This is a genomic window from Streptomyces sp. SAI-170, assembly GCF_049739565.1.
GTDB lineage: Bacteria > Actinomycetota > Actinomycetes > Streptomycetales > Streptomycetaceae > Streptomyces.
The window spans coordinates 8,662,759-8,686,887 of record NZ_JBMGQD010000001.1 but is presented as its reverse complement, the minus strand read 5'-3'; the positions used below and the strand labels follow the sequence as shown (position 1 = coordinate 8,686,887).

Annotated in this window: 16 protein-coding genes and 3 pseudogenes; 3 read left to right on the top strand and 16 right to left on the bottom strand. The window is 68.1% G+C overall.

Annotation, left to right across the window (positions count from 1 at the left end):
- Positions 1–36 precede the first annotated feature (36 nt).
- Entirely contained in the window at positions 37–2,307 is a 2,271-nt protein-coding gene (locus RKD23_RS38905; RefSeq protein WP_424858059.1) for an MMPL family transporter, read from the bottom strand.
- A 598-nt stretch (positions 2,308–2,905) separates the two neighbouring features.
- Positions 2,906–3,211 carry a hypothetical protein gene (locus tag RKD23_RS38900; protein WP_424858058.1) on the bottom strand — a complete coding sequence of 102 codons (306 nt, stop codon included), beginning with the start codon at positions 3,209–3,211 and terminating at the stop codon, positions 2,906–2,908.
- 44 nt (positions 3,212–3,255) lie between these two features.
- Between RKD23_RS38900 and RKD23_RS38895 the strand changes: the two genes are divergently transcribed.
- Positions 3,256–3,822 (top strand): hypothetical protein, encoded by a 567-nt coding sequence (locus tag RKD23_RS38895; RefSeq protein WP_424858057.1) that lies wholly within the window; start codon positions 3,256–3,258, stop codon positions 3,820–3,822.
- Positions 3,823–5,005: 1,183 nt separating this feature from the next.
- Here RKD23_RS38895 and RKD23_RS38890 read toward each other — a convergent pair.
- From RKD23_RS38890 to RKD23_RS38865, 6 genes and pseudogenes are all read right to left on the bottom strand, one after another.
- On the bottom strand, positions 5,006–6,997 hold the full coding sequence (locus RKD23_RS38890; protein ID WP_424858056.1) for a ricin-type beta-trefoil lectin domain protein: 1,992 nt from the start codon (positions 6,995–6,997) through the stop codon (positions 5,006–5,008).
- Positions 6,998–7,035: 38 nt separating this feature from the next.
- Positions 7,036–8,694: an RICIN domain-containing protein gene (locus tag RKD23_RS38885; protein WP_424858437.1), complete on the bottom strand. Its 1,659-nt coding sequence runs from the start codon at positions 8,692–8,694 to the stop codon at positions 7,036–7,038.
- A 425-nt stretch (positions 8,695–9,119) separates the two neighbouring features.
- Positions 9,120–11,573: a ricin-type beta-trefoil lectin domain protein gene (locus tag RKD23_RS38880; RefSeq protein WP_424858055.1), complete on the bottom strand. Its 2,454-nt coding sequence runs from the start codon at positions 11,571–11,573 to the stop codon at positions 9,120–9,122.
- A 98-nt stretch (positions 11,574–11,671) separates the two neighbouring features.
- Positions 11,672–13,156, bottom strand: a complete 1,485-nt coding sequence (locus RKD23_RS38875) for an RICIN domain-containing protein (RefSeq protein WP_424858054.1) — start codon at positions 13,154–13,156, stop codon at positions 11,672–11,674.
- Between the two features lie 637 nt (positions 13,157–13,793).
- Positions 13,794–14,444, bottom strand: a pseudogene (locus RKD23_RS38870) (carbohydrate ABC transporter permease); the annotation flags it as partial.
- 4 nt (positions 14,445–14,448) lie between these two features.
- A pseudogene (locus RKD23_RS38865) lies at positions 14,449–15,282 on the bottom strand (ABC transporter substrate-binding protein); the annotation flags it as partial.
- 895 nt (positions 15,283–16,177) lie between these two features.
- On the opposite strand from RKD23_RS38865, the gene RKD23_RS38860 reads away from it, so the two are divergent.
- Positions 16,178–16,408 (top strand): hypothetical protein, encoded by a 231-nt coding sequence (locus RKD23_RS38860; protein WP_424858053.1) that lies wholly within the window; start codon positions 16,178–16,180, stop codon positions 16,406–16,408.
- Positions 16,409–16,437: 29 nt separating this feature from the next.
- A complete protein-coding gene (locus RKD23_RS38855) occupies positions 16,438–16,716 on the top strand; it encodes a hypothetical protein (protein WP_424858052.1) in 279 nt (92 codons plus the stop codon).
- A 9-nt stretch (positions 16,717–16,725) separates the two neighbouring features.
- On the opposite strand, the gene RKD23_RS38850 is transcribed toward RKD23_RS38855, so the two are convergent.
- The 8 genes and pseudogenes from RKD23_RS38850 to RKD23_RS38815 all read right to left on the bottom strand — a co-directional run bounded on the left by RKD23_RS38850 (position 16,726) and on the right by RKD23_RS38815 (position 23,915).
- Positions 16,726–17,559, bottom strand: a complete 834-nt coding sequence (locus RKD23_RS38850; RefSeq protein WP_424858051.1) for a transposase — start codon at positions 17,557–17,559, stop codon at positions 16,726–16,728.
- Between the two features lie 269 nt (positions 17,560–17,828).
- Entirely contained in the window at positions 17,829–19,082 is a 1,254-nt protein-coding gene (locus RKD23_RS38845; protein ID WP_424858050.1) for an MFS transporter, read from the bottom strand.
- 11 nt (positions 19,083–19,093) lie between these two features.
- The gene (locus RKD23_RS38840; protein ID WP_424858049.1) at positions 19,094–19,987 is read right to left on the bottom strand and encodes a dihydrodipicolinate synthase family protein; all 894 of its coding nucleotides are present in this window, start codon (positions 19,985–19,987) and stop codon (positions 19,094–19,096) included.
- A 35-nt stretch (positions 19,988–20,022) separates the two neighbouring features.
- The gene (locus RKD23_RS38835; protein WP_424858048.1) at positions 20,023–21,342 is read right to left on the bottom strand and encodes an aminotransferase class I/II-fold pyridoxal phosphate-dependent enzyme; all 1,320 of its coding nucleotides are present in this window, start codon (positions 21,340–21,342) and stop codon (positions 20,023–20,025) included.
- 1,027 nt (positions 21,343–22,369) lie between these two features.
- Positions 22,370–22,534 (bottom strand): annotated as a pseudogene (locus RKD23_RS38830) (ATP-binding protein); the annotation flags it as partial.
- 23 nt (positions 22,535–22,557) lie between these two features.
- Complete coding sequence (locus tag RKD23_RS38825; RefSeq protein ID WP_424858047.1) at positions 22,558–22,689, bottom strand: hypothetical protein; 132 nt, start codon at positions 22,687–22,689, stop codon at positions 22,558–22,560.
- Positions 22,690–22,950: 261 nt separating this feature from the next.
- Complete coding sequence (locus RKD23_RS38820) at positions 22,951–23,280, bottom strand: hypothetical protein (protein WP_424858046.1); 330 nt, start codon at positions 23,278–23,280, stop codon at positions 22,951–22,953.
- A 227-nt stretch (positions 23,281–23,507) separates the two neighbouring features.
- Complete coding sequence (locus RKD23_RS38815) at positions 23,508–23,915, bottom strand: FKBP-type peptidyl-prolyl cis-trans isomerase (protein ID WP_424858045.1); 408 nt, start codon at positions 23,913–23,915, stop codon at positions 23,508–23,510.
- Positions 23,916–24,129: the final 214 nt, after the last annotated feature.

Here is a 24,129-nt window from a genome sequence, read left to right as displayed (position 1 = left end):
ACACCGTCAGACCGGGGGCCGCCGAGGTCTGAGCGCTCAGACCTTCACCAGTCCGTGCCCTTCATCCGAACCCGCGCCCTTCGCATCGCCCGAGCCGGGCGAGCCCGACGCGTGGGCCCGGTCACCCCGCGTCCGCAGCCCCTCCCCCTCGACATCCACGTTCGGCAGCACACGGTCCAGCCACTTCGGCAGCCACCAGGCCTTCTTGCCGAGCAGGGCCAGCACGGCCGGGACGATCGCCATCCGCACGATGAACGCGTCGAAGAAGACCGCGATCGCCAGTCCGAAGCCGATCATCTTGACCATCGCCTCGCTGGAGCCGACGAATCCCGCGAACACCGCGATCATGATCACCGCCGCGGCCGTCACGACCCGTGCCCCGTGGTTGAAGCCGGTCACCACGGCCTGGCTCGGCTTCTCTCCATGGATGTACGCCTCTCGCATCCGGGTCACGAGGAACACCTCGTAGTCCATCGCGAGGCCGAAGACCACGCCGATCATGAAGATCGGCATGATCGCAACGATGGGGCGGGTTTCGTCGACGCCCACGAGGTCGGCCATCCAGCCCCACTGGAAGACCGCGACCACGGCGCCGAGGGCCGCCATCACGCTCAGCAGGAAGCCGAGGGCCGCCTTCAACGGCACGAGGATCGAACGGAAGACCACAATCAGCAGCAGGAACGCCAGGCCCACGACCAGGGCCAGGTACGGGATCAGCGCGTCGTTCAACTTCTGCGCGATATCGGTGTTCATGGCCGTTGTCCCGGTGACCAGCACGTCCGCTTCCGTGTCGGCCTTGATGTCCGTGCCCGCGTCCCGGATCGCGTGCACCAAGTCCTCGGTGGTCACCGACGACGGCTCGGAGGCCGGGATCACCGTGATCGTGGCCGTGTCGCCCGCCTTGTTGGGGGCGACCGGCGTCACGGTCGCGACGTTCTCAAGCCCCTTGATCCGGTCGGTGACCTCGGTGAAGGCCGCCTCCCGGTCGTCGCTCGCCTTCGCGTCGACCACGACCACCAGGGGGCCGTTGAAGCCGGGGCCGAAACCGTCGGACAGCAGGTCGTACGCCCGGCGCTGCGTCGTCGAGGTCGGCAGCGAACTGTCGTCCCCGATGCCCAGATCCATGGAGGCGGCGGGGACGGCGGCGGCGCCGAGGCCGACGACGCCGAGGAGCAGTACGGCGATCGGACGGCGTACGACGAACCTCGCCCAGCGCGTGCCCATGTTGGGCTTGGCCGCCTTGACCGAAGCCCCCTTCCGCGCGGCCCGGGCGCCGCCCAGGAACCTGCTCTTCTCGCCCGCCGGCTTGACCCTGCGACCCGCATAACCGAGCAGCGCGGGGATCATCGTCAGGGCGATGAGGACCGCGATGGCGACCGTGCCGGCGGCCGCTACACCCATCTTCGTCAGCATCGGGATGTTGACGACGGACAGGCCCACCAACGCGATCACGACCGTGAGGCCGGCGAACACGACCGCCGAGCCCGCGGTGCCGACAGCCCGGCCGGCCGCCTCCTCGCGCTCGCGACCCTCGGCCAGTTCGGTCCGGTAGCGGGAGACGACGAACAGGGCGTAGTCGATGCCGACCGCCAAGCCGATCATCGAGGCCAGGGTCGACGTGGTCGAGCCCAGGTCGAGGGCGCTGGCGAGGGCGGTGATCGCCGAGACCCCGATGCCGACGCCGATGAGCGCCGTCAGCAGCGGCAGGCCGGCCGCGACCAATGAGCCGAAAGTAATGACCAGGACTACGGCGGCGACCGCGATACCGATGATCTCGCCGGCGCCAGTCTCGGGCTGCGCCTGGAGTGCGTCACCGCCGACCTCCACGGTCAGTCCGGCGTCCCGCGCGTCCTGCGCAGCCTCCTCCAGGGATTCCCGGGTGCCCTCCTCCAGCTCCATGCCGGGGGCCTTGTACTTGACCGACGCGTAGGCGATCGTGCCGTCCTCGCTGACGGCGTCGGCCTTGTACGGGTCGGCGACGGAGGCCACCTCGGAGCCTTCGCCCAGCGCGTCGACGGTCTTCTGCGCGGTGTCCCTGTTGGCGGCGTCCGTCATCTTCTCGCCGGCGGGGGCCTTGAAGACGACGCGGGCGGTGCCGCCGTCGGCACTCATCCCGGGGAAGCGCTGTTCCAGCAGGTCGAATGCCTTCTGAGCCTCGGTGCCGGGAACGGAGAAGGACGTATTGGCCGCCGTGGGGGCGCTGGCCGCGGCAAAGCCCGCGAGCGTCAGCAGTGCCACCCATATGAGGGCGACGAAATGCCGTCGCCTGAAGGCGAGTCGGCCGAGTCTGTAGAGAAAGGTGGCCACGAGGGCGTACTCCGAGTCAGGTCGTGGGTCTTGAGTCTTGGGTTCTTCGGGGCAGGGGTGATCAGTCCGGCGGGGAGGCAGTGGTGATCGGCCCTAGGACGTGGGCGGGCACGTCAGGGCTGAGTGCGGGCCTTGTCAGGCGGTGGTTGAGCCGAGGGCGGGGAGGACCACGGCGTCGATGTGCGTAGGGAGGGAGTCCTGCGTCGGCGACCACTCCATACAGAAAGACCGGTCGTTCTACCCCTTAACAATAGCCTCGCGGGGATCCTCGCGCCACACACCGACCCAATTGAGGCGTTCGTCACCACCACTGACACAGAGAGGTAGCCTCACCGCATGCTCCACGGGCGGCAGAAGGAACTTCACGCCCTGAGCCGACTTGTCACGGAGGCCAGTGCGGGCCAAGGCGGAGCGCTGATCGTGGAGGGGGACGAGAGGTCGGCAAGACCGCGTTGCTACGGAGTGCTGTTGCCGCGGCCGGCAGCGGCAGGCGCGTACTGACCTGCTCGGGCGTCCAGGCCGAAGTCGCCCTGGCCTTCGGCGGATTACAGCGGCTGATGACAGCGCTGCTCGACCGGCTGCCGGAGCTGCCGGACGATCAAGTCGCCGCGCTGCGCAGCGCGTTGGGCCTGTCCACCGCGCCCGCCGCGGATCGGATGGTCCGTACGGCCGTGCTGGCCCTGTTCGACCGGGCCGCGGCCCGCACCCCGCTGCTGCTCGTCGCGGACGATGGCTCGACCCGGCCACCGCCGGTGTGCTGTTCTTCGCCGCCCGCCGGCTCGAGGGCCGCTCCATCGCCTTGCTCGCCGCCGTCCGCGAAGCCGGGGCGGCGACTCGGCACCTGCCGCGGCTCACGCTCGGCGGGCTCGCCCGGGACGCCGCGTCCGCCCTCCTCGACAAGCACGGCTGGGGGACTCCGGGTCCGGCCAGGCCGCCGTCGCCGACGCAGTGGGCGGCAACCCGCTGGCGCTGCAGGAACTGGTCCGGCTCGGCAGTCCGGCGGAGGTCGCGGAGAAGGTCGTACTCACCGGAACCGCCCCGCTCAGCCTGCGACTTCGCGAGGCCTTCGCCGAACGCACCCGGGAACTGCCCGAATCGGCCCGCACCGTGCTGCTGGTGGCGGCAGCGAAGGACAGCGGCCACACCGGCACCGTGCTCGCCGCGGCACGGCGGCCGGCGGTCGACGAGCAGGCGCTGGACTTGGTGGAGGCCGCCGGGTACCTGGAGGAGGTGTCGGGTGCCCGGCTGCCCTTCAGGCATCCGCTCGTACGGGCCACGGTGTACGCCGACGCCTCCGCGCGCCGGCGTGCGCCCGCGCATTGCACGCTCGCCGACGAGTCGGCGACGGTCCCCCGGAGGGTGGGCAGCGCGAGCGGGCCGTGTGGCACCGCGCGCTCGCGGCCACCGGCCCCGACGAGCCGCTGGCCGAAGCGCTGGAGGCCGGCGCAGCCACCGTGCGCCGCAGGGGCGGACTCGCCGTGGCCGCGGCTGTACTGCACGGGGCCGCGCTGCTGAGCAGGCCCACGGAGCAGCAGCGCAGCAAGCGGCTCGCCGCGGCGGCCGAGGCCGCCTGGAAGTCGGGCAGCCCTCAGCTGGCCCACCCGCTGCTGAGGGAGGCGCTGTCCCGGCCCGCGGACGTCGGCACTCAGCTGGAACTGGACCGGCTGCGGGGCATGATGGAGCTCTGGGGCGGAGATCAGCAGGCGGCGACGGCCGGGCTGCTGGACCGTGCGGCCGCGCTCATCGACCAATCCCCCGGGCAGGCGTTGACCCTGGCTTTCATGACGGTGGACTGGGCGCTGCGCTCCGACCGGACGGACGAGGCCCTGCGGGCCGCGCGCCTCATCGAGGCCGCCGGCGGCGAGGATCCCGGGTACGCGCGGTACGGGAACTGGCTGGCGGACGCGGTCATCGGCCGTCCCCGGGAGGAGCTGACTCCCTGGCAGGTCCTCCGGGCCGCGCCGGAGGATCTCAGCCGCGACGACGCCCACCGCCACGTGTGGCCTGCCGCGCTGAGCAAACTCGGGCCCTCCCCGCGGACGGCCCGGTCCTTCATCCTGGAAGCCTGCGACCGTTTCGCGACGTCCGGGATGCTCGCGGTCCGTGGACTGCTCCTGTCGTGGCTCGCGGATCTGGAGTACCGGGTCGGGCTGTGGCCCGAGTGCGAGGCGCACGCACAGGAGGGGTTGCGGATGGCCCGGGACATCGGACAGCCCGTCCTGGAGGCGGATCTGCTCGCGGTGCTGGCCCTGCTGTCCGCCGGGCGCGGCGAGGCGACGGATTGCCGCGCGTACGCCGAACGCGCCCAGGCTCTGGCGGTGCCGCAGGGCAACAGGTCGGCGGCGGGCACCGCGCAGTGGGCGCTGGGGCGGCTGCCCCTGGCCCACGACAGGACGCGCTGCCCGTCGAGCAGCACGGTGCACGCCCAGCACGCCCCCTGGTTGCAGCCCTGCGGCTCCGACGGCCAGTCCACCGCCGACCACGACGCGGCGACTGGGGTGAGGGGACACCTCGTCCGGCATGGAGGGCCCTGCCTTTCTGTTGGGGCCTTCAGCCTCCGTCCCGGTGGTTCCTGTTACATCTGTCACTTCGACCGGTCTCGTGGCCATGCCGCCGTTCGGGGTGGGCGAACACCGCTGCGGGCACGGCGGCTGTGCAGCGGTTCGCACGCCTCACCGCGTGGCCCTTGCGACGGGTGTCAGGTGAGGGTCCACTTCTGGTTGGCCTGGCCGTTGCAGTCCCACCGGATCAGCCTGGTGCCGTTGGCGGTTGCCGCGCCAGAGACGTCCAGGCACTTGCCGTTGAGGTCGGTGATGGTGCCGTCCGAGTGGACGGTCCACTTCTGGTTGGTGCCGCCGTGGCAGTCCCAGATGACCACCTTGTCGTCCTTGTCGTCGTCCACGGCGTCGAGGCACTTGTCGCCGTAGAGGACGAGTTCGCCGCGCGAGGTCTGCTGGAAGGTCTGGTTGCGTCCGCCGGAGCAGTCCCACAACTGTGGCTTGGTGCCGTTGATGTGGACGTTCTTGTCGATGTCCACACAGCGGTGGGAAGCGGCGCCGACGAGGGCCGTGCCGTCGGTGCCGGGGATGCCCTGGACGCGGAGGGCGTCGATGTCGGGGGTAGTGCTGCCGGAGACCGCCGCGAACCTGACGGTGTTCGCCCCCTTGGCCAGGTGCGCGAGCAGGGAAACGGTCCGATAGGTGGTGGCCGAGCCGGTGGGCGGGAATGCCACGACTTGCTTGTACTGGGCGTTGACCTGGATGGTGGCCTTGCGGGCGGTGCTGCCGCCGTTGGCGTAGGTGATGTCTACGAGCTTGGTGCCCGCGGTAGAGGCGGTGATGTTGCTGAAGGTGGGGACTGTGGCGGTGGTGGTGTCCTCGTAGGTGCTGCCGGAGGCCTCGGTGCCGGAAACGGTCAGCAATACAGCGTCGTTCGCCGGGACGGAGGTGGTGTAGCTGGTCGAGAACGATCCTGCGTCGCTGCGGGTCCAGGCGTTGCGCACGGTGGCGGAGGCCGAGGTCAGGCCGAGGTCGGCCCAGCGGACGGTGATGTTCGCGGCGGAGCCGGTGCGGTTGAGCAGCATGACCGCGCGCTTGCCGGTGCCGGAGAGGACCTTGCCGTACACATGCAGGCCCCGGGTGTCCTCGGCGACCTTGACGCCCTGCAGGCCGCGCGGGTCCTGGTCGATGGCGAGGACCTCGGGGTTGGTGAGGATGTCGCGGGTCTCCGCGCTCATGGTGGCGACGTTGTTGCCGGCCAGCAGGGGGGCGCCGGCGATCGACCACAGGCTCATGTGCAGCCGGTTGCGTGCGGCGGTCATGCCGTTCAGGCCGACCATCAGCATGTCGGGGTCGTTGTAGGAGCCGGTGTGCTGGGCCGCGGGCTGCAGAGCCTCGTCGAAGTTGTAGTACATCTTGGTCAGCTGCGGGGTCTCGTCCTTCTGCAGGATGTCGACGCTGGTGCGCCACAGGTCGCCGTATCCCGGCGCCCAGTTCCACGGCAGTCCGGAGCCCCACTCGCAGAACGACAGCACCAGCTTGCGGCCGGTCACGGCCGAGGCGGCCTCGTTGGCGGCGGCGATCTGCTTGTACGTCGTCTCCTGGTCCAAGCCCTCCACACGGCCGCCGCAGAAGTCGATCTTCACGTAGTCGAAGCCCCAGCGCTGGAAGGTCTCCAGGTCCTGCTGGTAGTGGCCCTCCATACCGGTGTTGGGCGCCGCGGGCCGGGTGGTGGGGTAGTAGTAGCCGCAGCCGTTCTTACCCGCGTCGGTGTAGATGCCGGCCTTGAGGCCCTTGCTGTGGATGTAGTCGGCGATCGCCTTCATGCCGCCCGGCCACAGGTTCTCGTCGACGACGATGTTGCCGCTCGCGTCCCGGGCGCCCTGCCACCAGCCGTCGTCGAGGTTGACGTACTTGTAGCCGGCGGCGGCCATGCCGGAGGAGACCAGGGCGTCAGCCTGCTGCTTGATCACGTTGTGGTCGACGCTGCTGAAGAAGCTGTTCCACGACGCCCAGCCCATCGGCGGCGGGGTGACACCTGTCTGAGAGGTGCTCACGGCAGCCAGTTCGGCGGACAGGGGCGCCGAAGACTCCGGCCGGTCGAGCGTGGCCAGGACGGCGACGGCGAGTACGGCGGCGAGGACCCGGACGGTGATGCGTCTGGTCCAACTTCGTGCGGCGGTGCGGGACATGCGGCTCTCCAGGGGAGGAAGGGGGAAGGAACGCTGACTTACGGCGTGAGCTGGGCGAGGTTCACGGCGTTGGCCATCGCCTGATAGCCGGCTTCGTTGGGGTGCAGTTTGTCGGGGCTGGCGTAGGCGGGATTGAGGGCCTGAGAGTTGCGGGGATCCTGCATGGCCTTGTCGAAGTCGATGACGCCGTCGAAGGCGCCACTGGTGCGGATCCATTGGTTGACGGCTTGGCGGACCTGCTCGCCGTCGGGCGTGTAGTACTGGGCCCCCGCGTAGGGCAGGATCGTGCCGCCGATGATCTTGACGCCGACGGCGTGGGCTTGGTCGATCACGGTCTTCATGCCGTTCTGGAGATCCGCGGCGGTCACCGGGCTGGATCCGTTCGGGCCGGTGTTGCTGCCGATGTCGTTGATGCCCTCCAGAAGGATCACGCTTTTGACGTTGGGCTGGCTGAGCACGTCCCGGCCGAACCGGCTCTTGAGGCTTGGGTTGGTCGACCAGGCGTCTGTCAGTATCCGGTTGGAGCCGATGCCGGCGTTCACGACGCCGAGGGTGGGGCCACCGGAAGCGGAGTTCATGCGCCGGGCGAGGTAGTCGGGCCAGCGGCGGTTGGCACCCCAAGTGGAACCGACGCCGTCGGTGATGGAGTCCCCGACGCACACCACGGTTCCGGTGGCGGTCGAGGAGATGACGTCCAGGCCTTCGAGGTAGTACCAGGACGACTTGTTCGTCGGGTAGTTGCCGAGGCCGTCGTCGGCGACGTGGTTACCGGAGGCGACCCATGCCTGCTGCTGTGCCTCATGGTGCCAAGTGGCGGCGGGGGACGTGCCCGCCACGTGGAGGCTCACGAGCTGGTTCGTGTCCGCGGCCACGGCCATCGGGATCGGGTCGCTGGCGACGTCCTGCCCGGCGGGGATGGTGACAGAGGCCCTCTTGTCGAAGAGGACGGTGCGATGGGTGCCGGGGACGGCGGTGCCGGGGGTGCTGCCTTCCTTGGCGAGGTCGACGGCGTCGATGGTCAGCGGTCCGGTGCCGTAGCGGTTACTGAGTCGGACGCGGATCTCGGACCCTGCGACGGTGGTGTGTGCGACCATGCGGATGCTCTTGTCGGTGAACGATTCACCGTTTTTCATCAGGCCGGCGGTGTAGGTGCCGACCCGTGTGAGCGGTGCGGAGACCGGGGTCAAGGTCCAGCGCTGGTTGTCGCCTCCATTGGGCTGCCACTGGATGATCTCGTTTTCGTCTCTGTCCGACGACTGCTTGTTGTCGACGACCAGGCCGTTGGCGGCGTTGACAAGGTTGTAGGCGTCGCCGGCGGGCTGGAGCTTCCATTGCTGGTCGCCGGCGCCGTCGCAGGTGTTCTGGACGAGCTGCGGAGTTTCGCTCTGCGGGGCAGGGGTGTCCAGACACAGGCCGCTGTTGGCGCTCCTGATGGTGTAGGCGCCGGAGCTGGTCCGGGTCAGCAACCATTGCTGGTTGGCCCCGTTGTTCGACGTGTATTGGATGACGGGTGCGCCGGGGGCGGTCGAGGCGAGTTTGACGTCCATCAGCTTTTCGCTCGCCACGTTCATCAGGGTGTAGACGGTGCCGGAGACGGGGGTTGCCGAGGCCGCGTGGGCCGTAGCGCCGGTCCCGGTCAGGGTGCATGCCGCGAGGCCCAGGCCGACCGGGATCGCGAGACGTCTTGTTATTCGCATGAGAACCTCTTTCTTGGGTCTTTCCGTGGTGAGGGGCGCGGGGCATCCGAAGGTCCGGCAGTCCACCTCGTGCACTGGGACCACGGAGCTCGAAAGAGCGGGGTTCAGTGGGCAGGGCGGGGGGCTGGCGAACCAAACGGACTTACCGTCGGAGGGGATTGAGTAGAGGCGGGTGGGGTGGACTGCGCAACGGCCGGATCGTTGATGTGCTCGGCGAGCTGGTCGAGCACGACCTGGCAGGCGTGCCATGACCGGGTGGGGTGCGCCGGTCATGTCCCCAACGGTCGTGTGCCGCTCGTCCATCCGGTCAGCGGGGTCGCTGTGCGGGGCGGGTCGGTGACGGAGCCGGGGGCGCTCATCACCATGCCGCCTTCGGTGCGTGGCCGCGGACGACCGTCAGCCGCAGACCGATGACAGCCAGCTTCCTAGACGGGGAGCTTCCACTTCTGGTTGTTACCGCCGTTGCAGGTGTAGATCTCGACCTCGACAGGGCTCGTGGCGAACCCCGGGACGTCCAGGCATCGGCCGGACTGTGTGGCGCGGAGGCTGCCGTCGGCCAGCTGCGTCCACTTCTGGTTGTATCCACCGTTGCAGGTGTAGATCTCGACCTTGGTGCCGTTCGTCGTGGCCTTCCTGGGGACATCCAGACAGAAGGTGCCGCCGATCCTGATCGTGTCGTCGGCCGGGTTGTAGGTCCAGGTCTGCGCGAAAGTGTTGTTGCACCGGTAGGTCTTCACCCGAGTTGCGTTCTCGAGCTTGCCTTCGGGGAGATCCAGGCACATGTCGGCGATGCCCGAAGGGATGGCGCCGACACGCTTGGGGATCGGATCGGTCTCGGGCGCGACCGAGAAGGCGTCGAACTGCTGCGTCTCGTATCCGCTCACCGCCGTCGCGTCGACGGAGTCGACCGTGCCCAGGCCGGCGCGGCCGTGAGCGTACGTCGAGTCGGTGACGCTGCCCAGGACTGTGCCGTCGACCTTGGTGGTGATGGTCGATCCCTGCATGGTCAGGGCGAAGGAGTGCCAGCGATTGGTGCCGAGGGCCGCTGTGGTGCCGCTCTTCAGGGTGGTGAAGTTCGACTCCTTGTCGCTCTTGAGGATCGACCAGGCACCCGTGTCGCTCACCCGCAGACGGTACGCCTCCAGGCCGTTGTTGTTCCTGCCCTGCATGCCCACGCGGCCAAGGAGCTCCACTGCGCCGGGTTGTTCCAGCATCGCGTCCGCGCTGACGGTGTAGTTGCTCCAGGCGTCGTCGCCCATGAAGGTGTACGGCGCGTAGTACTTCTCCGCGGTCCAGGGGATCGGCTTGACCGTGGCCATCTGACGCAGGCACGTGCCCCCGCGTCCACCACCGCAAGTCACGGTCTCGAAGGCGCCGTTCATGTCCGTGAAGTACTTCGGAGACTCGGTGATGCCCGGCGTCTCGAAGTCGTTGTACTGCGGCAGGCTCAGCGAGTCGACCGCCGGCGCCGTCGTCGCGGCCTTGCCTCCCCCGGCCTTCGTGGTCAGCGTGTAGACGCGACCGGGCCGCAGTGTCACGGTGTACTTGCCGTCGGAGGGGGTGACATCGGTGGTGTGCGCAAAGTTGTCATCGCCGTACGAACTGTCCGAGTTCGTGTCGACGTTCGTGGCCCACACGTGAACCTGACCCGTCGACAGCCCGCCGGTGACCTGGACGTCCAGCGTCTGTGGGGCGGTGGCCTGCGTCGTTTCGATGATCGTGCTGTAGTTGCCACCCTCGGGTGCTCGCAGCGTCACATAGCTGCCGTTGGAACGGTCACCACCCAGATAGCCACTGGCGGAATCCTGGTACCGCCATCCGACCTCTGTGAACTGTGTCGTGTGGGCCATGACCCAGGCGGTCTTGCCGACCCGGTAGTGGCCCGACCAGGGCTGGTTGGCCGACACGAGCCCATTGAAGGCGAAGTAGGTGTTCGGGTAGAGCGCACCCATCAGCGGCCAGTTGTAGTACGAGGTCATCCGACCGTCGATATAGTCCCGGTTGAGAGCCCGCGCCACGTTCGCGGCACCCGCCTCGGTGTCCTGTGATCCGTTCTCGCTGGCCCACAGTTGCTTTCCCATGGTCTGAGCCTTCTGGTTGCGGTTCCAGTCGGTCCAGGGATTTGTTGTGTTGTACTCGGGGCAGGCGGTGGTCGCGTGGTTGTTGCCGATGGCTCCCGAACCCGAGTAGCCGCACGGGTAGTGCACGCCGATGACGTCCACCGCCCCCCGGAACGCCGCATTGCTCTCCATCTCGTCGACGACATCCCAGTTGTGCTCAGCTGCCACGACCTTGGTCGCGTAGCCCTTCGACTTGAGGGCGTTCTTGAGGTCGACGAACCACCAGGCCTTCCACCCCCGCTCGTTCCAGCCGCCGAGATAGTCGATCTCCAGGTTGTTCTGCTTTGCGCAGTCCATCCACCGCATCAGGTAGTCGATCGTGTCCTTGGTCCAGAAGTCCCCACCGCCGACCCAGCCCGGTGCGCCCCAAGCCAGGGCGGAGAACGTGATGTTCGGATTTCGGGCCTGGGCCTCGCGGGCCAGCCACCACTCATAGCCGGCGTCGCAGTCCACCTTGCCCCTGCTGTGCTCGTGGCTGGGTTCGGCGCCGTCGGTGGAGTTGGTGTCCCCTCCGATCTCAAGCTTGAGTGCCTGCAGCGAGGCGCCGACGTCGGGCTTGAACAAGTAGTCGAGGATCTCGTTGCGCTGCCGTTCGGGATAGTCGATCAGCAGTCGAGAGTTTCCTCCACCTCCACTGATCGCGCCGGCTCCGTTGAACACCCGGCCCGGCTTGGTGCCGTCGACGGTGATCGACGTCGAGACTGCGGCGTACGCGCGGGGAGTCGCCACCCCGGATATCACGCTCAGTATCATCGCCATAACTGCGAACAGGGCATAACGGCCTCGGGATATTCGAAACACGCTGGCTCCTTACGACTTCGAGGAGTTGGGATGCGCACCCCGCCCCGATCCAGGGGTCAAGCGGTGAGCCGATTGAACTGCTGATTGGTGCCGGTTCCGCACTTGTACTGGATGAGGCGGACATCCTTGGCGGAGCCCTCGGGGACGTCCAAGCAGAGTCCGCTGTGCCGGGCTACCAGGCGGTAGTAGCCGTTGCCCTGGTCCTCGAACTTCCATTGCTGGTTCTGGCCGCTGCCGCACGTGTACTGATTGACGAAGGCCTTTGCGGTGGAAGCACCTTCGACATCCAGGCACTTGCCGCTGTGCTGGGCGAGGATGCGGTAGTAGCCGCCGCCCGCGTCCTCCAGACGCCACTGCTGGTTGAGGCCTCCGTTGCAGGCGAATTGGATGACGTGGCCGTTGTCGGCGGCGGAGTTGTCCCTGACGTCGACGCACTTGTCGCTGTGCCGGGCCAAGAGATTGTAGTAGGGGCCGCCACCCACGCCCCTGACCGTCCCCGCCGCCGCGTCGATCTCGACCTTGGGGTACCAGGGCAGGTTCATGGTGGTCTTGGTCGGAAAGGTCAACGGCAGCCAGACGTACGTGGAGTCGTTGACCGGGCCCCTCCCGTTCATATTGGCGCCGGCCCACCGGTCGCCCATGTACAGGAACGAGGTGTTGCCCGACGTGCCCTCGATGGGCAGGACGAATGTCGTCTGGGAGTTGTAGGCGATGCCGTCACCGACCTCCTTCATCTCCGACCAGGGGCCGGCGACGCTGGTGGCGGTGGCGTACATCTGCTGGTTGGGATTCCAGCCGCTGAGACCGGAGGTCAGCATGAAGTAGACGCCGTCACGCTTGAACAGCGCCGGGGCCTCCCGCCCCTGGCCCGGCCACGGGTTGGCGACCAATGGGTTGTCGGCGTACCCCGTGAAGTCGGCGTTGAGCTTGTAGATGCGCAGGTCGGCGTTGTCCTTGGCGGCCGTTACCTGGTAGGCGGTCTCACCTCCGTCCGCGTTCTTGTCCACGTACAGCGTCATGTCCCGGGACTCAGTGGTCTGAGTGGTGCCGTTGCCGTTCGGCGGCTGGAAGCTGCCCCGGTAGTCATACGGGCCCTCGATCTTGTCGGAGACGGCGACGGCGGCCTTCGACTCGACGTAGTCCGTGGCGTTCTCCTTGTGCATCCACATGACGAACTTCTTGGTGGTGCTGTTGTAGATCACCTTGGGACGCTCGATCTTGGCGGACTTCAGCTCGGGATCGCTCGCCTGGTTGAGGGCATCGCCTACCCACTCCCACTTCTTCAGATCGGCCGACTTGTAGACGGAGACGGCCTTGAATGTGTCGTTCGGGTGGCGGTTCTCCCCGAACCAGTAGTAGTAGCCATCGGTGTGCTTGATCATCCCGCCGCCGTGTGCGTCGACCGGGTCGCCATTGGTCCCGATGAAATCGTTGGGGTTGTCCAGGGTGACCAGAGCGGCCTGGGCGGGCGGCGCAACCACCAGTAGTGCGAGCACGCTGGCGCAGGCAGCCAGCAACGGCGTGAGAACACGTCTGAGCATCATTGCTCCTTCGTGAACGGGAGGGCGGCTTCGGGAAGGAGAGTCGAACCCGCCCTCGGGCGGCTCTCGGTCCCATTCGTCGATCTGTGCTGGGCGTGATCGGAAATGAGGGTGACCCCACACCCTGGTCGGGGGCTGACATGCTGTGCGGGTGGGGCCAAGGTCGAGGGATTGGAAGTGAGGTGCGTCCGCTGTCGGCCTTCGGCCGAGTCCCGTTCAGCGGACTTCTCCGAGGTGTTCGACGGCAGCCCGGCAAGAGTCTGGCGAGGCCGTCGTCATCGCAGCCGGCAACGCCGTCATCGCCCCCCCGGCTCCGCGGGCGGCTGCTGGTGCGGGACGGATGGGGTTCGTCGGCTGCGCGAGGGGCTCAGGTGAAACGGGGGACGCAGTCCGGGCAGGCGGAGAGTGCCCGGTCGGGGGCGCTCGACCGCTGGATGAAGCCCACGAAATGGGGGCTTCCGTCCAGCGCTTGCACCTGCAGCAGAGGTCGGCATTCAACGGTCTGGAGTCTCCTGCTCTTGATCGGGACGGGTGTCGTGGGGCGTGGGCGTTCGTGCTGGGGAGGGACAGGTGCCACTCTGTGCTCACTACCGGCTCCAGGAGGATGGGGGCGGGACGGGGCAGCTCGGGCCGACGATCAGCCCTTGTTGGCGCCGAGGGTGAGCCCGCTGACGAACTGGCGTTGCAGCCCGAAGTAGACGATCAGGGTGGGGATCGCGGTGAGCAGGGCGCCGGCGGCGATCAGGTTGGAGTCTGTGAAGTACTGGCCGGAGAGGTTGTTGAGCGCCGAGGTGATCGGCATGTTCTCGCCGGTGGAGATCAGGACGATGGCCCAGAAGAAGTCGTTGTAGATCCAGATGGACAGCAGAGTCGCCAGGGCGGCCATCGCCGGCCGGCACAGCGGCAGCACGATCTGCCAGTACTGCCGCCATACCGAGGCACCGTCCACCAGCGCGGCTTCGGTCAGCTCGTGCGGCAGGGTGCGCATGTAGTTGCTGAGTACGAAGGCGCAGAAGCCCGACTGGAAGGCGACGTGGATCAGCACCAGGCCGAGCGCGGAGTCGTACAGCTTGCCGCTCATCGTGATGCCGGGCAGGTCGATCAGCAGGTACATCCGGTACAGCGGGGTGATGATGACCTGCTGCGGCAGCAGGTTGCCCGCGGTGAAGACCAGCAGCAGCGCCAGGTTGAGGCGGAAGTCGAAGCGGCTGACGTAGAAGGCGACCATCGAGGACAGGAACAGCGTCAGCAACACCACCGGAACGGCGATCAGCAGCGTGGTGCCGAAGTTTGCCCGCCTTCTTCGAGGCCAGGGTCTGGGCAGCGTCCTGCCAGGTACGGCCGACGGCGCCCTCCTGGTGGAAGGGGAGGATCTCCGTCCACAGATCGAAGGTCTTGCGCACCTTGGCGTCGGTCCAGGACGCCCTGCCGGCCATCAGCTCGACGTGGAAGTCGTAGCCGTTGGCGCGGAAGTTGATCTGGTCCAAGGTGCCCATAGCGGGCCAGGCGTCCTTGTCACCGAAGGCGATCGGGACGAGCCCGTCCTTCTTCATCCGCCCGCACAGAGCTACGAAGTCGTCCCAGGTGGTGGGGACTTCGTCACCGTACTGCTTGAAGACGCTCTTCCGGTAGAAGACCGCCCAGGGGTAGGTGTACAGCGGCACGAAGTAGTACCTGCCGTCCTCACTCTGGCTGAGCACCTTCATCGCGACGGGGAAGTTGTCGCCGATGGACTTCCACACGTCGTCGATCGGGGTGGCGAGGCCCTTGGCCGCGAAGAACTGCATCCGGTAGCCGGCGAACCAGTGGAACACGTCGTCCGGCGTGCCCTGAAGATAGGAGTTGATCTGCTCCTGGAAGGTGTTGTGGTCCTTGGCGTTCACGTCGACCGTGAGTCCGGACTTCTTCCCGAACGCCGCGTAGATGTCGGCGAACGCCTTCTTCGGCACCGCGTCCGACGCGTTGGAGCCGACCGTGACGGTCTTCGGGTCACTGGCCGTACCGCTGCCGCCGCAGGCGCTCAGCAGGGGGAGGCCGGCGCCTAGCACAGCAGCCCCGCCCACCCCCCGCAGCAGCGTGCGGCGAGCGAGGCCGGGAGAGGAGAGACCAGACGGAGAAAGTCGCATGAACGGCTCCTGGGGCAGAGCGGTGGTCATCGGAATCCAAACCGCATGGCACACAATCGATCAAAAGCAAACGAGACCAAACGGCGTCGCCCATGAGATCCGTTCGGCCCGCCGAACGTCAAGAGGCATGCATCCACTTTTTATGACCCCTACGAAAACCGATGAGCTGGAGAAATCGCTTTCCCTGAGCGCCAGTTGCAGGATTCCCGCAGGCCGACCCGATGGGTGCGCTCCCATGGCGCGAATGTGCCTGCACCGCACATCGAGCACAACCGCACGCGAACTTTGCGAAGCCCGAGCAGGGAGGCAGGCCGGGTTGGGCAGAGACAACGGCCTTGGCAGCAAGCCCGGTTGGGCTGCTTCACCCTTGCGGTACGTCCGCGCGCAGACCATTCGGCAACCTCGGCCAGAAGCTGTGCGCGGCCCTACCGATCAAGCAGACGCCAGACGGGCACCGCGCCACAGCCCTGTCGCCACGCTGAACGTTCCGGCACAGCTGCGGGCGGCCGGGCGCCGCAGCATCGACGAGCTCCTGCAGTCCAACGATCACCTGGGCGATCAGCAGGCTCTCCTGGACGCCACGCACGCCGCTGTGCCCGAGCCTTGTCCGGAAGGGTTCCGCCAGGACGCCGTACGGGTCGCGAGGATCCGCGGGCCGGGTGTGACGGTCGAGCAGGTGGCCACCGACTTCCGAGTCCATCCGATGACGTTGTGGAAGTGGATGCGTCGCGCGGATCGATGACGGGACCGAGCCCGGAACGACCAGCCACGAGGGCACCGAGCTTCGGGAAGCGCGTCGGCGGATCAAGCTGCTGGAGCACGAGAACGAGGTCCTGCGCCGGGCCGCGGCCTACCTGTCACAGGCGCATCTGCCGGGAAGAGGATCTACCCGCTCGTGAAGGAGCTGACCGGGGACGGGGTGCCTGTCACGATTGCGTGCCGGGTGCTGAAGCGCGCCAGACAGCCCTACTACCGCTGGCTGGCCCAGCCGGTGACCGATGCCATGCTGGAGGAGGCGTATCGCGCGAACGCGCTGCTTGGCTTTATCGAGCAGTTGTGGCTCTGGCCCACTTCCTGTGGAGGCTCACGGACAGTGATGTCAGTGGTGTGTGGTGGGATGGCCTGACTCTGCCGTTGATCCGCTGGGAGGCCCCTGTGACGTCCTCGTACCCGTCCCTGTCTCGTGCCTTGGCCGAGGCTTTGGTCGATGTCCTGTGGTTCATTGACGGTAACGAGGACGAGCAGATGGATCAGGACGACGCGGTCAAGGTCATGGAGAGTGTTGCCCACGTGGTCAGCACGCTGCCGGGTGATCAGCGGCAGGAGCTCCTCGAGCTGGTCGGGGAGATGTCGGCCGCCGAGAACAACCCGGCTCGCCGCGATTTCCTGGAGGCGTTCCCGGAGGGCTTCGGGCTGATCGACGATGCGTCCTGAGCAGCCTTTTCAGCAGTAGAGCAGGACGCGCTTGCGGAGGAGTTCGAAGCCGGCACCGCCGAACATCTGGCGCTTCAGCATCTTGATCCGGTTGACATGCCGCTCGACGACTCCGGAGTTCCACTGCTGTGAGAGTCCGGCGGTGACGGCGTCGAGGTCGCGCTCCAGGTGCCGGGCGAATCGCTGGAGGCTGGGCAGGTCTGCGGTGGTCGCGGCCTCGATCCAGGCCGGCAGTTGATGGCCTTGCAACTGAGTGAGCATGTGGGCGAAGGAGCACACGTGCCCGGCAAATGCGTCCAGTTCACGGCAGTTTGACAGTACGGCCTTGAGCTGGACCCGGTCGCTCTCGGCCAAGGCGTCGGGGTGGGTAAGGATCCAGCGGGTGACGGCGCGGGCCGATGGAGCCCGGGGGCCGACCGGCTGGGGCTTGCCCCGTAGATTCCGGCTCACGTAGGCGCGAACATTGCCGTAGCCGTCCGGATAGCCCTGTGCCTTGATCTCCTCCCACAGTTTCCAGGCGTTGGTGCAGCCCTCCTGCCATCGCTGGTCGGGGAAGGGCTTGAAGGCATCGAGCTTGGTGGGGCGGCTTTGCCACTGGCCGGTGAACAGCTGCTCCGGCTCGGTGGCGCGGGAGAAGCGAAGGACGGTGTTGAGGCCCATGCCGAGCTGCCGGGCTATGGACCGCTTGCTGTGGCCGGCGGCCAGGAGCGCGTGGACGGTGGCGTGCTTGGCGCGAGTCCGCTCGGCGAATCGGTGCCCTGTCGGCCACGGCGACGATGCGGGCGACTCCGACGCCTTCGTCCGAGCACCAGTGACCCTTCCGTGTTCCCTCGGCGGTTCCATTGCACGAGCGTTCCCGAGCGCCTGCTCGTTGAAAGGGAGGCACAGGCGCCAACCCGGTGAACCCGTGTGGTCACAGCACTAGCCGCCACGACGGACGAGTTGAGGGGCTGGAACAACGCGCCGAGCCGATTCGGGCTCCTGACGTTCATGCCTGTCCTGTGGCTAAGCCGCCCCCGTGGGGCCGGCGTGCGGACACGGTCGGCCAGCCCATGACGAAGCGGCTATGTGACATGCCGCAATGCACCGCTCGTCAGGAGACGATTGGCTCGTCACCGCCACGGGCGCTTCTCGTCGGTTCTCGCGAAGCGCGTCTCGACGGTCGCGGCAACGACAGCAGCAGAGACGGCGACGACGCCGACGGCGAGCGGCAATCTGACGTTGATGCCCGTCAGGGAGCCGGTCAACGCCGTTCCAGCGGATCCAGACGTGATCTTCAGTGCCGCGACCCAGATGAAGACCTGGCTACGCGCTTTGCTCGGTGCGTATTCAGTGCGGGCTGCGAGGGTGGAGGCGAAGAAGAAGGCGTTGAGGATCCCGGTGAGCGCGTAGGCCCCGACGGACACCGCGAAGGCGGGGCTCGCGGTGGCGGTGAGGAGACCGGCGACGACGCCCAAGGCAAGGCGGCGCATCAGCCGGTCCGGGTCGCCGGTGAGGGGGAAGACCATGACGGCTATGGACCCGGTGAGATTGCCGAGCCCGTACGCGGCGGTCAGTACGGCAGCGGTGGCCGGTTCGATGCCGAGGATCTTCGTCATGTGGACTGCGGTGATCGGCAGTGCTGCGACGCTCAGGGCGACGATCATCGTCAGGTAGACGGTGCGGCGAAGGTGGCCGGTGCGGGCGATGAGCGCGAGGGTCGCTCCCGGCTTGAGGATCGCTTTCTTGTCGCCGCCGTGGGACGGCGCGGTGAACGGCAGGAGCAGGACGCTGCCTGCCGCCGCGGCCGCCCCTATCGCGAGTGCGAGGGCGGCCGCGGCGGCGGAGGCCCAGCCGGACAGGGCGGCCACCAGGGACGGTCCGGCGGTGCCGCCGATGCCGTAGGTGGCCACGTCCCAGCCCTGGGCCCGCCGTTGGGTGTGCAGTCGCGGTCCGACGATGGCGGGCAGCCGGCTGCTGATTCCGCCGGTCAGCAGCGGCCCGCAGGTGCCGGCCGAGGCCAGCATCAGTCCGGTCAGAGCTGCGGGGATGTGACCGTACGTCAGTACTGCTGCGGTCAGGACGGTGGCGTACAGCAGGCAGGCCGCCGCGATGACCTTCCGGCCGTCCTGGGCGAGGTCCAGCGGCCGGGCGACGAGGGGGCCGAGCAGGTGCGGGGCGGTGATGCAGGCGCCGAGGACGCCGGCCAGTATCCCGGAGCCGCCGGATGAGGTGACGAGCAGGACGACGGCGACCACGGCTCCGCCGTCGGCGGTGCGGGCGAGTGCCGCGGCGATGACGTAGCGCGCCAGGCCGCCGCTGCCGTTTCCGGGCGTGGCCGGGGCTCCCGGCGTCCTCGGTGCGCTTGCTGTGTGCTGCTGGCTCATGTGGTCCGCGCTCAGGAGGTGAGCTCGAGGGCGTCCAGTGTGGCGACGACCTCACGACGGGCGGTCTCGTCCAGGCCCCGCAGGGGAAGCGGCAGGTTCGGTTCCCCCGTCAGGCCGAGGTGGGCTGCGGCGGCGGACATGACGCGCAGGCTGCCGTGACGGCGGAACAGCGCCCACAGCGGTTCGAGTCCTTCGGACAGTTCCGTGGCCGTTGCGGAGTGTCCGGCCTGGGCGGCGCGGGTGAGGGCGAGGGCGGTCTGCGGGAAGGTGCCGCCGATGACCGAGTACCAGGCGTCGCACCCGGAGTTCAGGCCGCGGGCTGCCGTCCAGTCACCGCTCACCCCGATGGTGACCGTGTCGGGGATCAGCTTGCGCAGTGCGTCGACGCGGAGCTCGGCCCGGCGCGGGTCGTCGGGCACGCCGGGGATCTTGATCGAGCCGATGTTCGGCAGCTGCGCGATGCGGCCGTGCAGTTCGTCGGTGAAGTGCACGTGCGTGGTGCCGGGGTTGTCGTATACGCACAGCGGGACGGAGAGCTCGCGGGTGACGTCCTCGTACAGGCCGAACACCTCGTCCTCGGTGAGCGGCTGATACGTCATCGGGGCGAGCAGTACTGCGGAGGCTCCCGCCTTCTGCGCGTCCTCGGCCAGCTCCAGGACGTGGGAGGTGCGCAGTGCGCCGATGCCGACGATGACCGGTATCCCGTCGGCGGCCTCGACCGCGGTCTTCGCGGCGTGCGCGCGCTGCTGTCGGGTGAGGTAGGCGTAGCCGCCGGTGGAGCCGAGCGCGCCGATGGAGTCCACGCCGGCGGCGGCGAGGCGGGCGACGAGCGCGGCGTACGCGGCTGTGTCGATGCCGTGCTCGCTGGTGGGGGTGAGGAGGAAGGCGCTCAGGCCGCGGACCATGATGGCTCCTTGCAGTGGGTGAGAAGGGGTGATGGTCAGTTGGCCGCAGAGCGCAGTTCGGCGACGACCGCTGCGAGTTCGGTGGCGAAAGCCTCGGCCTGCGGCTCGGTGATGGTGGAGGCGGTGACCCGGATCGCGCCCTGGTGGGCGGCTGGATCCAGGGCGAAGAGGTGGCCTGGCCGCACCGCCCAACCCCGCTGTGCCAGGGCCGTGACCGCGGCCCGTGCGTCGACGTCGAGTTCCACCCAGACGTTCAGCCCGTCGGGCCGGTGCGGGACGTCGATGCCGTGGGCGTGCAGGCGCTCGACGAGCAGGCCGCTGCGCTGTGCGTAGACCTCGCGGGCCTGTTCATGCAGTTCGTGGACGCGCGGGTCGAGGAGGAGTTCGCGGGTGATGTGCTGCAACAGGCGGCTGACCCATGTGGTGCCGGCGCTCAACCGCGCCTCCAGGCGTGCGGCGGTCTCGGCGTCGGCGGCGACGAGAGCGAGACGCAGATCCGGTCCGAGGAACTTGGAGACGGACCGCACCAACGCCCAGCGTGCGCTGCTCGGCGGCGTGATCCGGTGGTAGGGCCGTGCGGAGACCGCCGAGAAGTGGTCGTCCTCGATCACGAGGACCTGGGGGTGCTCCGCCAGGACCGCCCGCAGGTCGGCTGCCCGTTCCTCGGTGAGACTCGCGCCGGTCGGGTTGTGGGCCCGGGGCGTGCAGACGACCGCGCGGGCACCGGCCTGAAGGGCGGCCCGCAAGGCGTCGGGGCGCATGCCGGCGCCGTCGACCCTGACGGGCGCCGAGCGGTAGCCGTTCAGCCGCAGGGTGCCGATGCTCGCCAGGAAGCAGGGGTCCTCGATCGCCACCAGATCCCCGCGGGTGAGGTGAGCATTCAGAAGCCGTTCGGTGGCGTCCACCGCTCCGTGTGTCACCAGCGTGCGGAACGGATGATCGACGTCCTCGGCGAAGTCCTCACGCGCCCAGTTATCCAGCCCGGCGTCGTTGGCGGGCACGCCGTAGAGCGGCCGGCTGTACTCACCGCGCCGGGCAGCGGCCAGGATGTCGGGCAACAGTTGCGGGTCGGGGTTGCCACTGGCCAGGTCGACGTGGTCGCCACCGACAGCAACGCCTTCGCGCGCGAGTTGCGGCACCGCCGCGATCACCGTGCCTCCGCGTCCGCGCGTCTCGGCCACGCCCGCCTCGACAAGCCGCCGGTAGGCAAGGGCGACCGTGTTCCGGTTGACCCCCAGCTCAGCCGCGAGCGCGCGTACCGGGGGCAGACTCGCGTGCGGGACCAGCTCGCCTGATGCCACCTGGTCCCGCACACTCCCCGCGATCTCAGCCGCGGTAGTGCCCCTGATGCGCACGTGATCAGCTCCACCCGAACAGAAGGATTCGTCCCATGCCAAAGTTTGTCCTATGCCAAACATACGTCAGGTGTCGTCGTTGACGCCAGCGTCCCTCGAGCCGCTCTGCGTCGGCCGCCCGAACGTCGCCAAACGGTGTGGGCAGCCGCCTCCCACGTGGGCCGGTGCGGTTCTCGATAAGCGGATGGAGGGCAGGGCCTTGTCGGGGTGCGCGGCGTGGACGAAGCGCACAGCGGTTCCGGGATGGATGCCGAAAAGGTGCACCAGATGCACCGGGTCGGCCGTGTGCCGGGCCTCGTCCAGTACTCGGTCCCTCCACATCCGACGCGGAGTGATCTTGGTCTGGTCGAACGCGCGGCGCAGTGCGCAGTAGCTGACGGGTGGAAGGGCGGGGTGGTGCGCCGAGTGTGTCGTGATCAGCAGAAGAGGGTTGGGCGAGGCGGGCCATCGCTGCTGCCGCGTCTGCAGCCATTCGTCCAGGAGATGCCGAGTCAGCGTGTCGAGATAGACGGTGTGCGGCTCACACTCCGGAAGGATGTATCGAACGCAGGTCCCGGACCTGCTGACATGCGGCTGCTGACGAGCCAGGGTTCATCGTCTCGCAATTCCCCGGATGGTGGTTGCGGCGGCGTTCGAGCACCGGGAGTCACGTGATCAGCCGACCAGTAGTCTGCGGCCATGTCTGATCCCGTCCCCGTCGCCATGCCCACCCGTTTCGACGGGGCCGTGTCGCAGTCGTCGTTCCCGGTGCCGGTTACTCGCCTGCCCGGCCGCTCCTGCACTTCACCCGGCGCCTCCTGCTCCAGCACGGCTGGACGGTCCAGGAGCTGTGGTGGCAGATCCCCGACGGGTTCGCGCAGTTCACGGTGGACGACCGGATCGCATGGGTGGAGCGGCAGGTCACCGAGGCCGTCGAAGCCGAGGCAGGAGCATGCCGGCTCATCGTCGGCAAATCCCTGGGCTCCCTCGCCTGCGGCATCACAGCCGACAGGAACATCCCGGCAGCCTGGCTCACCCCGCTCCTGATCTCGATGATCATGCCGTTGAAGGCCAGGCGGTCGACGATGGCCGCGCAGAGCCGGGGATCGGTGAAGGTCTTCGTCCACCCGCCGAACGACTCGTTGGAGGCGATGGCGACGCTGTTCCTCTCCTCGCGCTCGGTCAGCACCTGGAAGAGCACGGCTCCGTGCCGAGCTGGCACGGCGGCGTCCGCAGTCACGGCGCAAGCAGTCTGGCCGCCTCCGCGACATCCAGGCCGAAGCCGAAGGACTCCACGAGGTCTTCCAACGCGACTCCCTTCAGGAAGCGCCCAGACACCAGACCCAGCGGCAAGAGCTGCCAGGTCATGAGCCGGAAGGTCGAGAACCTGCGACGGGCCGCCGTCGGCTATATCTCGACCTTCAACTCCCTCACCACGCGCCAGGCGCCAGAGCCCACTACGACCGTCGCCAGGCAGCCGGCCCGGCCGCCCCGTCGCAGCACAGAGGAACTCGTCAACCGGTTCATGGGCGGACTGTTCCACTGCCTCAAGAACGGTGAGTGCGGACAGCTTGGCCAGTGCGGTCGTACGAGACTCTCCGGCGCGCGGCAGAGCCGGTTCAAGAGCGGTCAGTGGTCATGTCGCGCGCCGTGTTCCAGCCACCGGAGGGGAGTTGTAGGGCTGGCAACCCCGAGGGGGGTCGGCCGTACCTGCCCGTCGGGTCCGGTCGCGGTGAGCGGGATGCCAAGGCTCTGGCACATCCGGTGGACGCGGCCCAGGGCGCTGAAGGTCATGGGGGACGGGTCGTGCGTCGGCAGCGCGATCGTGACCCGCTCGGGGAAGTGTGCGTGGACGAGAGCCTCGATCTGAAGGGCGGCCGCGGCTCGGTCGGTGACGTGCAGCTCCCGGGCGAGCTGCACGTGCAGAGTGCCGTCGGTGATGTGGTGAGTAACGACCATGGCCTGCCTCCCGTGCACCGGGTCCCGGACGGCACCACCGAACGAGGATGCCCAGTACCAGTGTGGGACAGACGTCCGGCGACGGCCCGCCGCGCACCATCTGGCGGCACGGGTGGTGCTTTCCGTACAGTGCATTGCTCGAGGTCGACAGCCTGCGCCGTGGCGTTCTGCCCCGTACAGGTGGCATGGCCTGGGAGTACCCGAGTCGCGCGTCCGGCCACACAGCGCTACTGGGCGTTGGTCCACCCGGTGGTGTTGGAATACGAGTCGAGCAGGTCCACCACGAAGAGCAGGGTCGCGCCCGCCGGGATCAACGGCGACGGCGACTGATTGCCGTAGCCGAGACGCGGAGGAATGATGATCTCGCGCCGACCGCCGACCTTCATCCCCCTCACCCCCCGGTCCCAGCCCTTGATGACCTTGCCACTGCCCAGGGCGAACTTGAACGGCTGGCCCCGGTCCCAGGAGGCATCGAACTCCTTCCCGGACTCGAAAGTGACCCCGACATAGTGGACCCTGACCACCATGCCCGGCTTCACCTCGGCCCCGTTCCCGACAACCAGGTCCCGGATGGTCAACTCGGCAGGAGCAGCACCCTCCGGAACGTGCACCTCAGGTTTCGTCACTTCACTCATCGCAGCCTCATCACTCTCTTCAAAACCCTCGCACGGACCAGCCGGACAAAGGGACGCTTCACACGGCAGATGGTCACGCTACCGAGAAGGCCGGCCCCTGGAGCCCACTGGTCCCGCGGCAACAGCACCTGCACCGCGCTCTGCGTTCCAAACCAGTACTACGACCGACACCCCGGCCTCCACCGCAACTACCTCCGCCCGTACGACCCGGGGG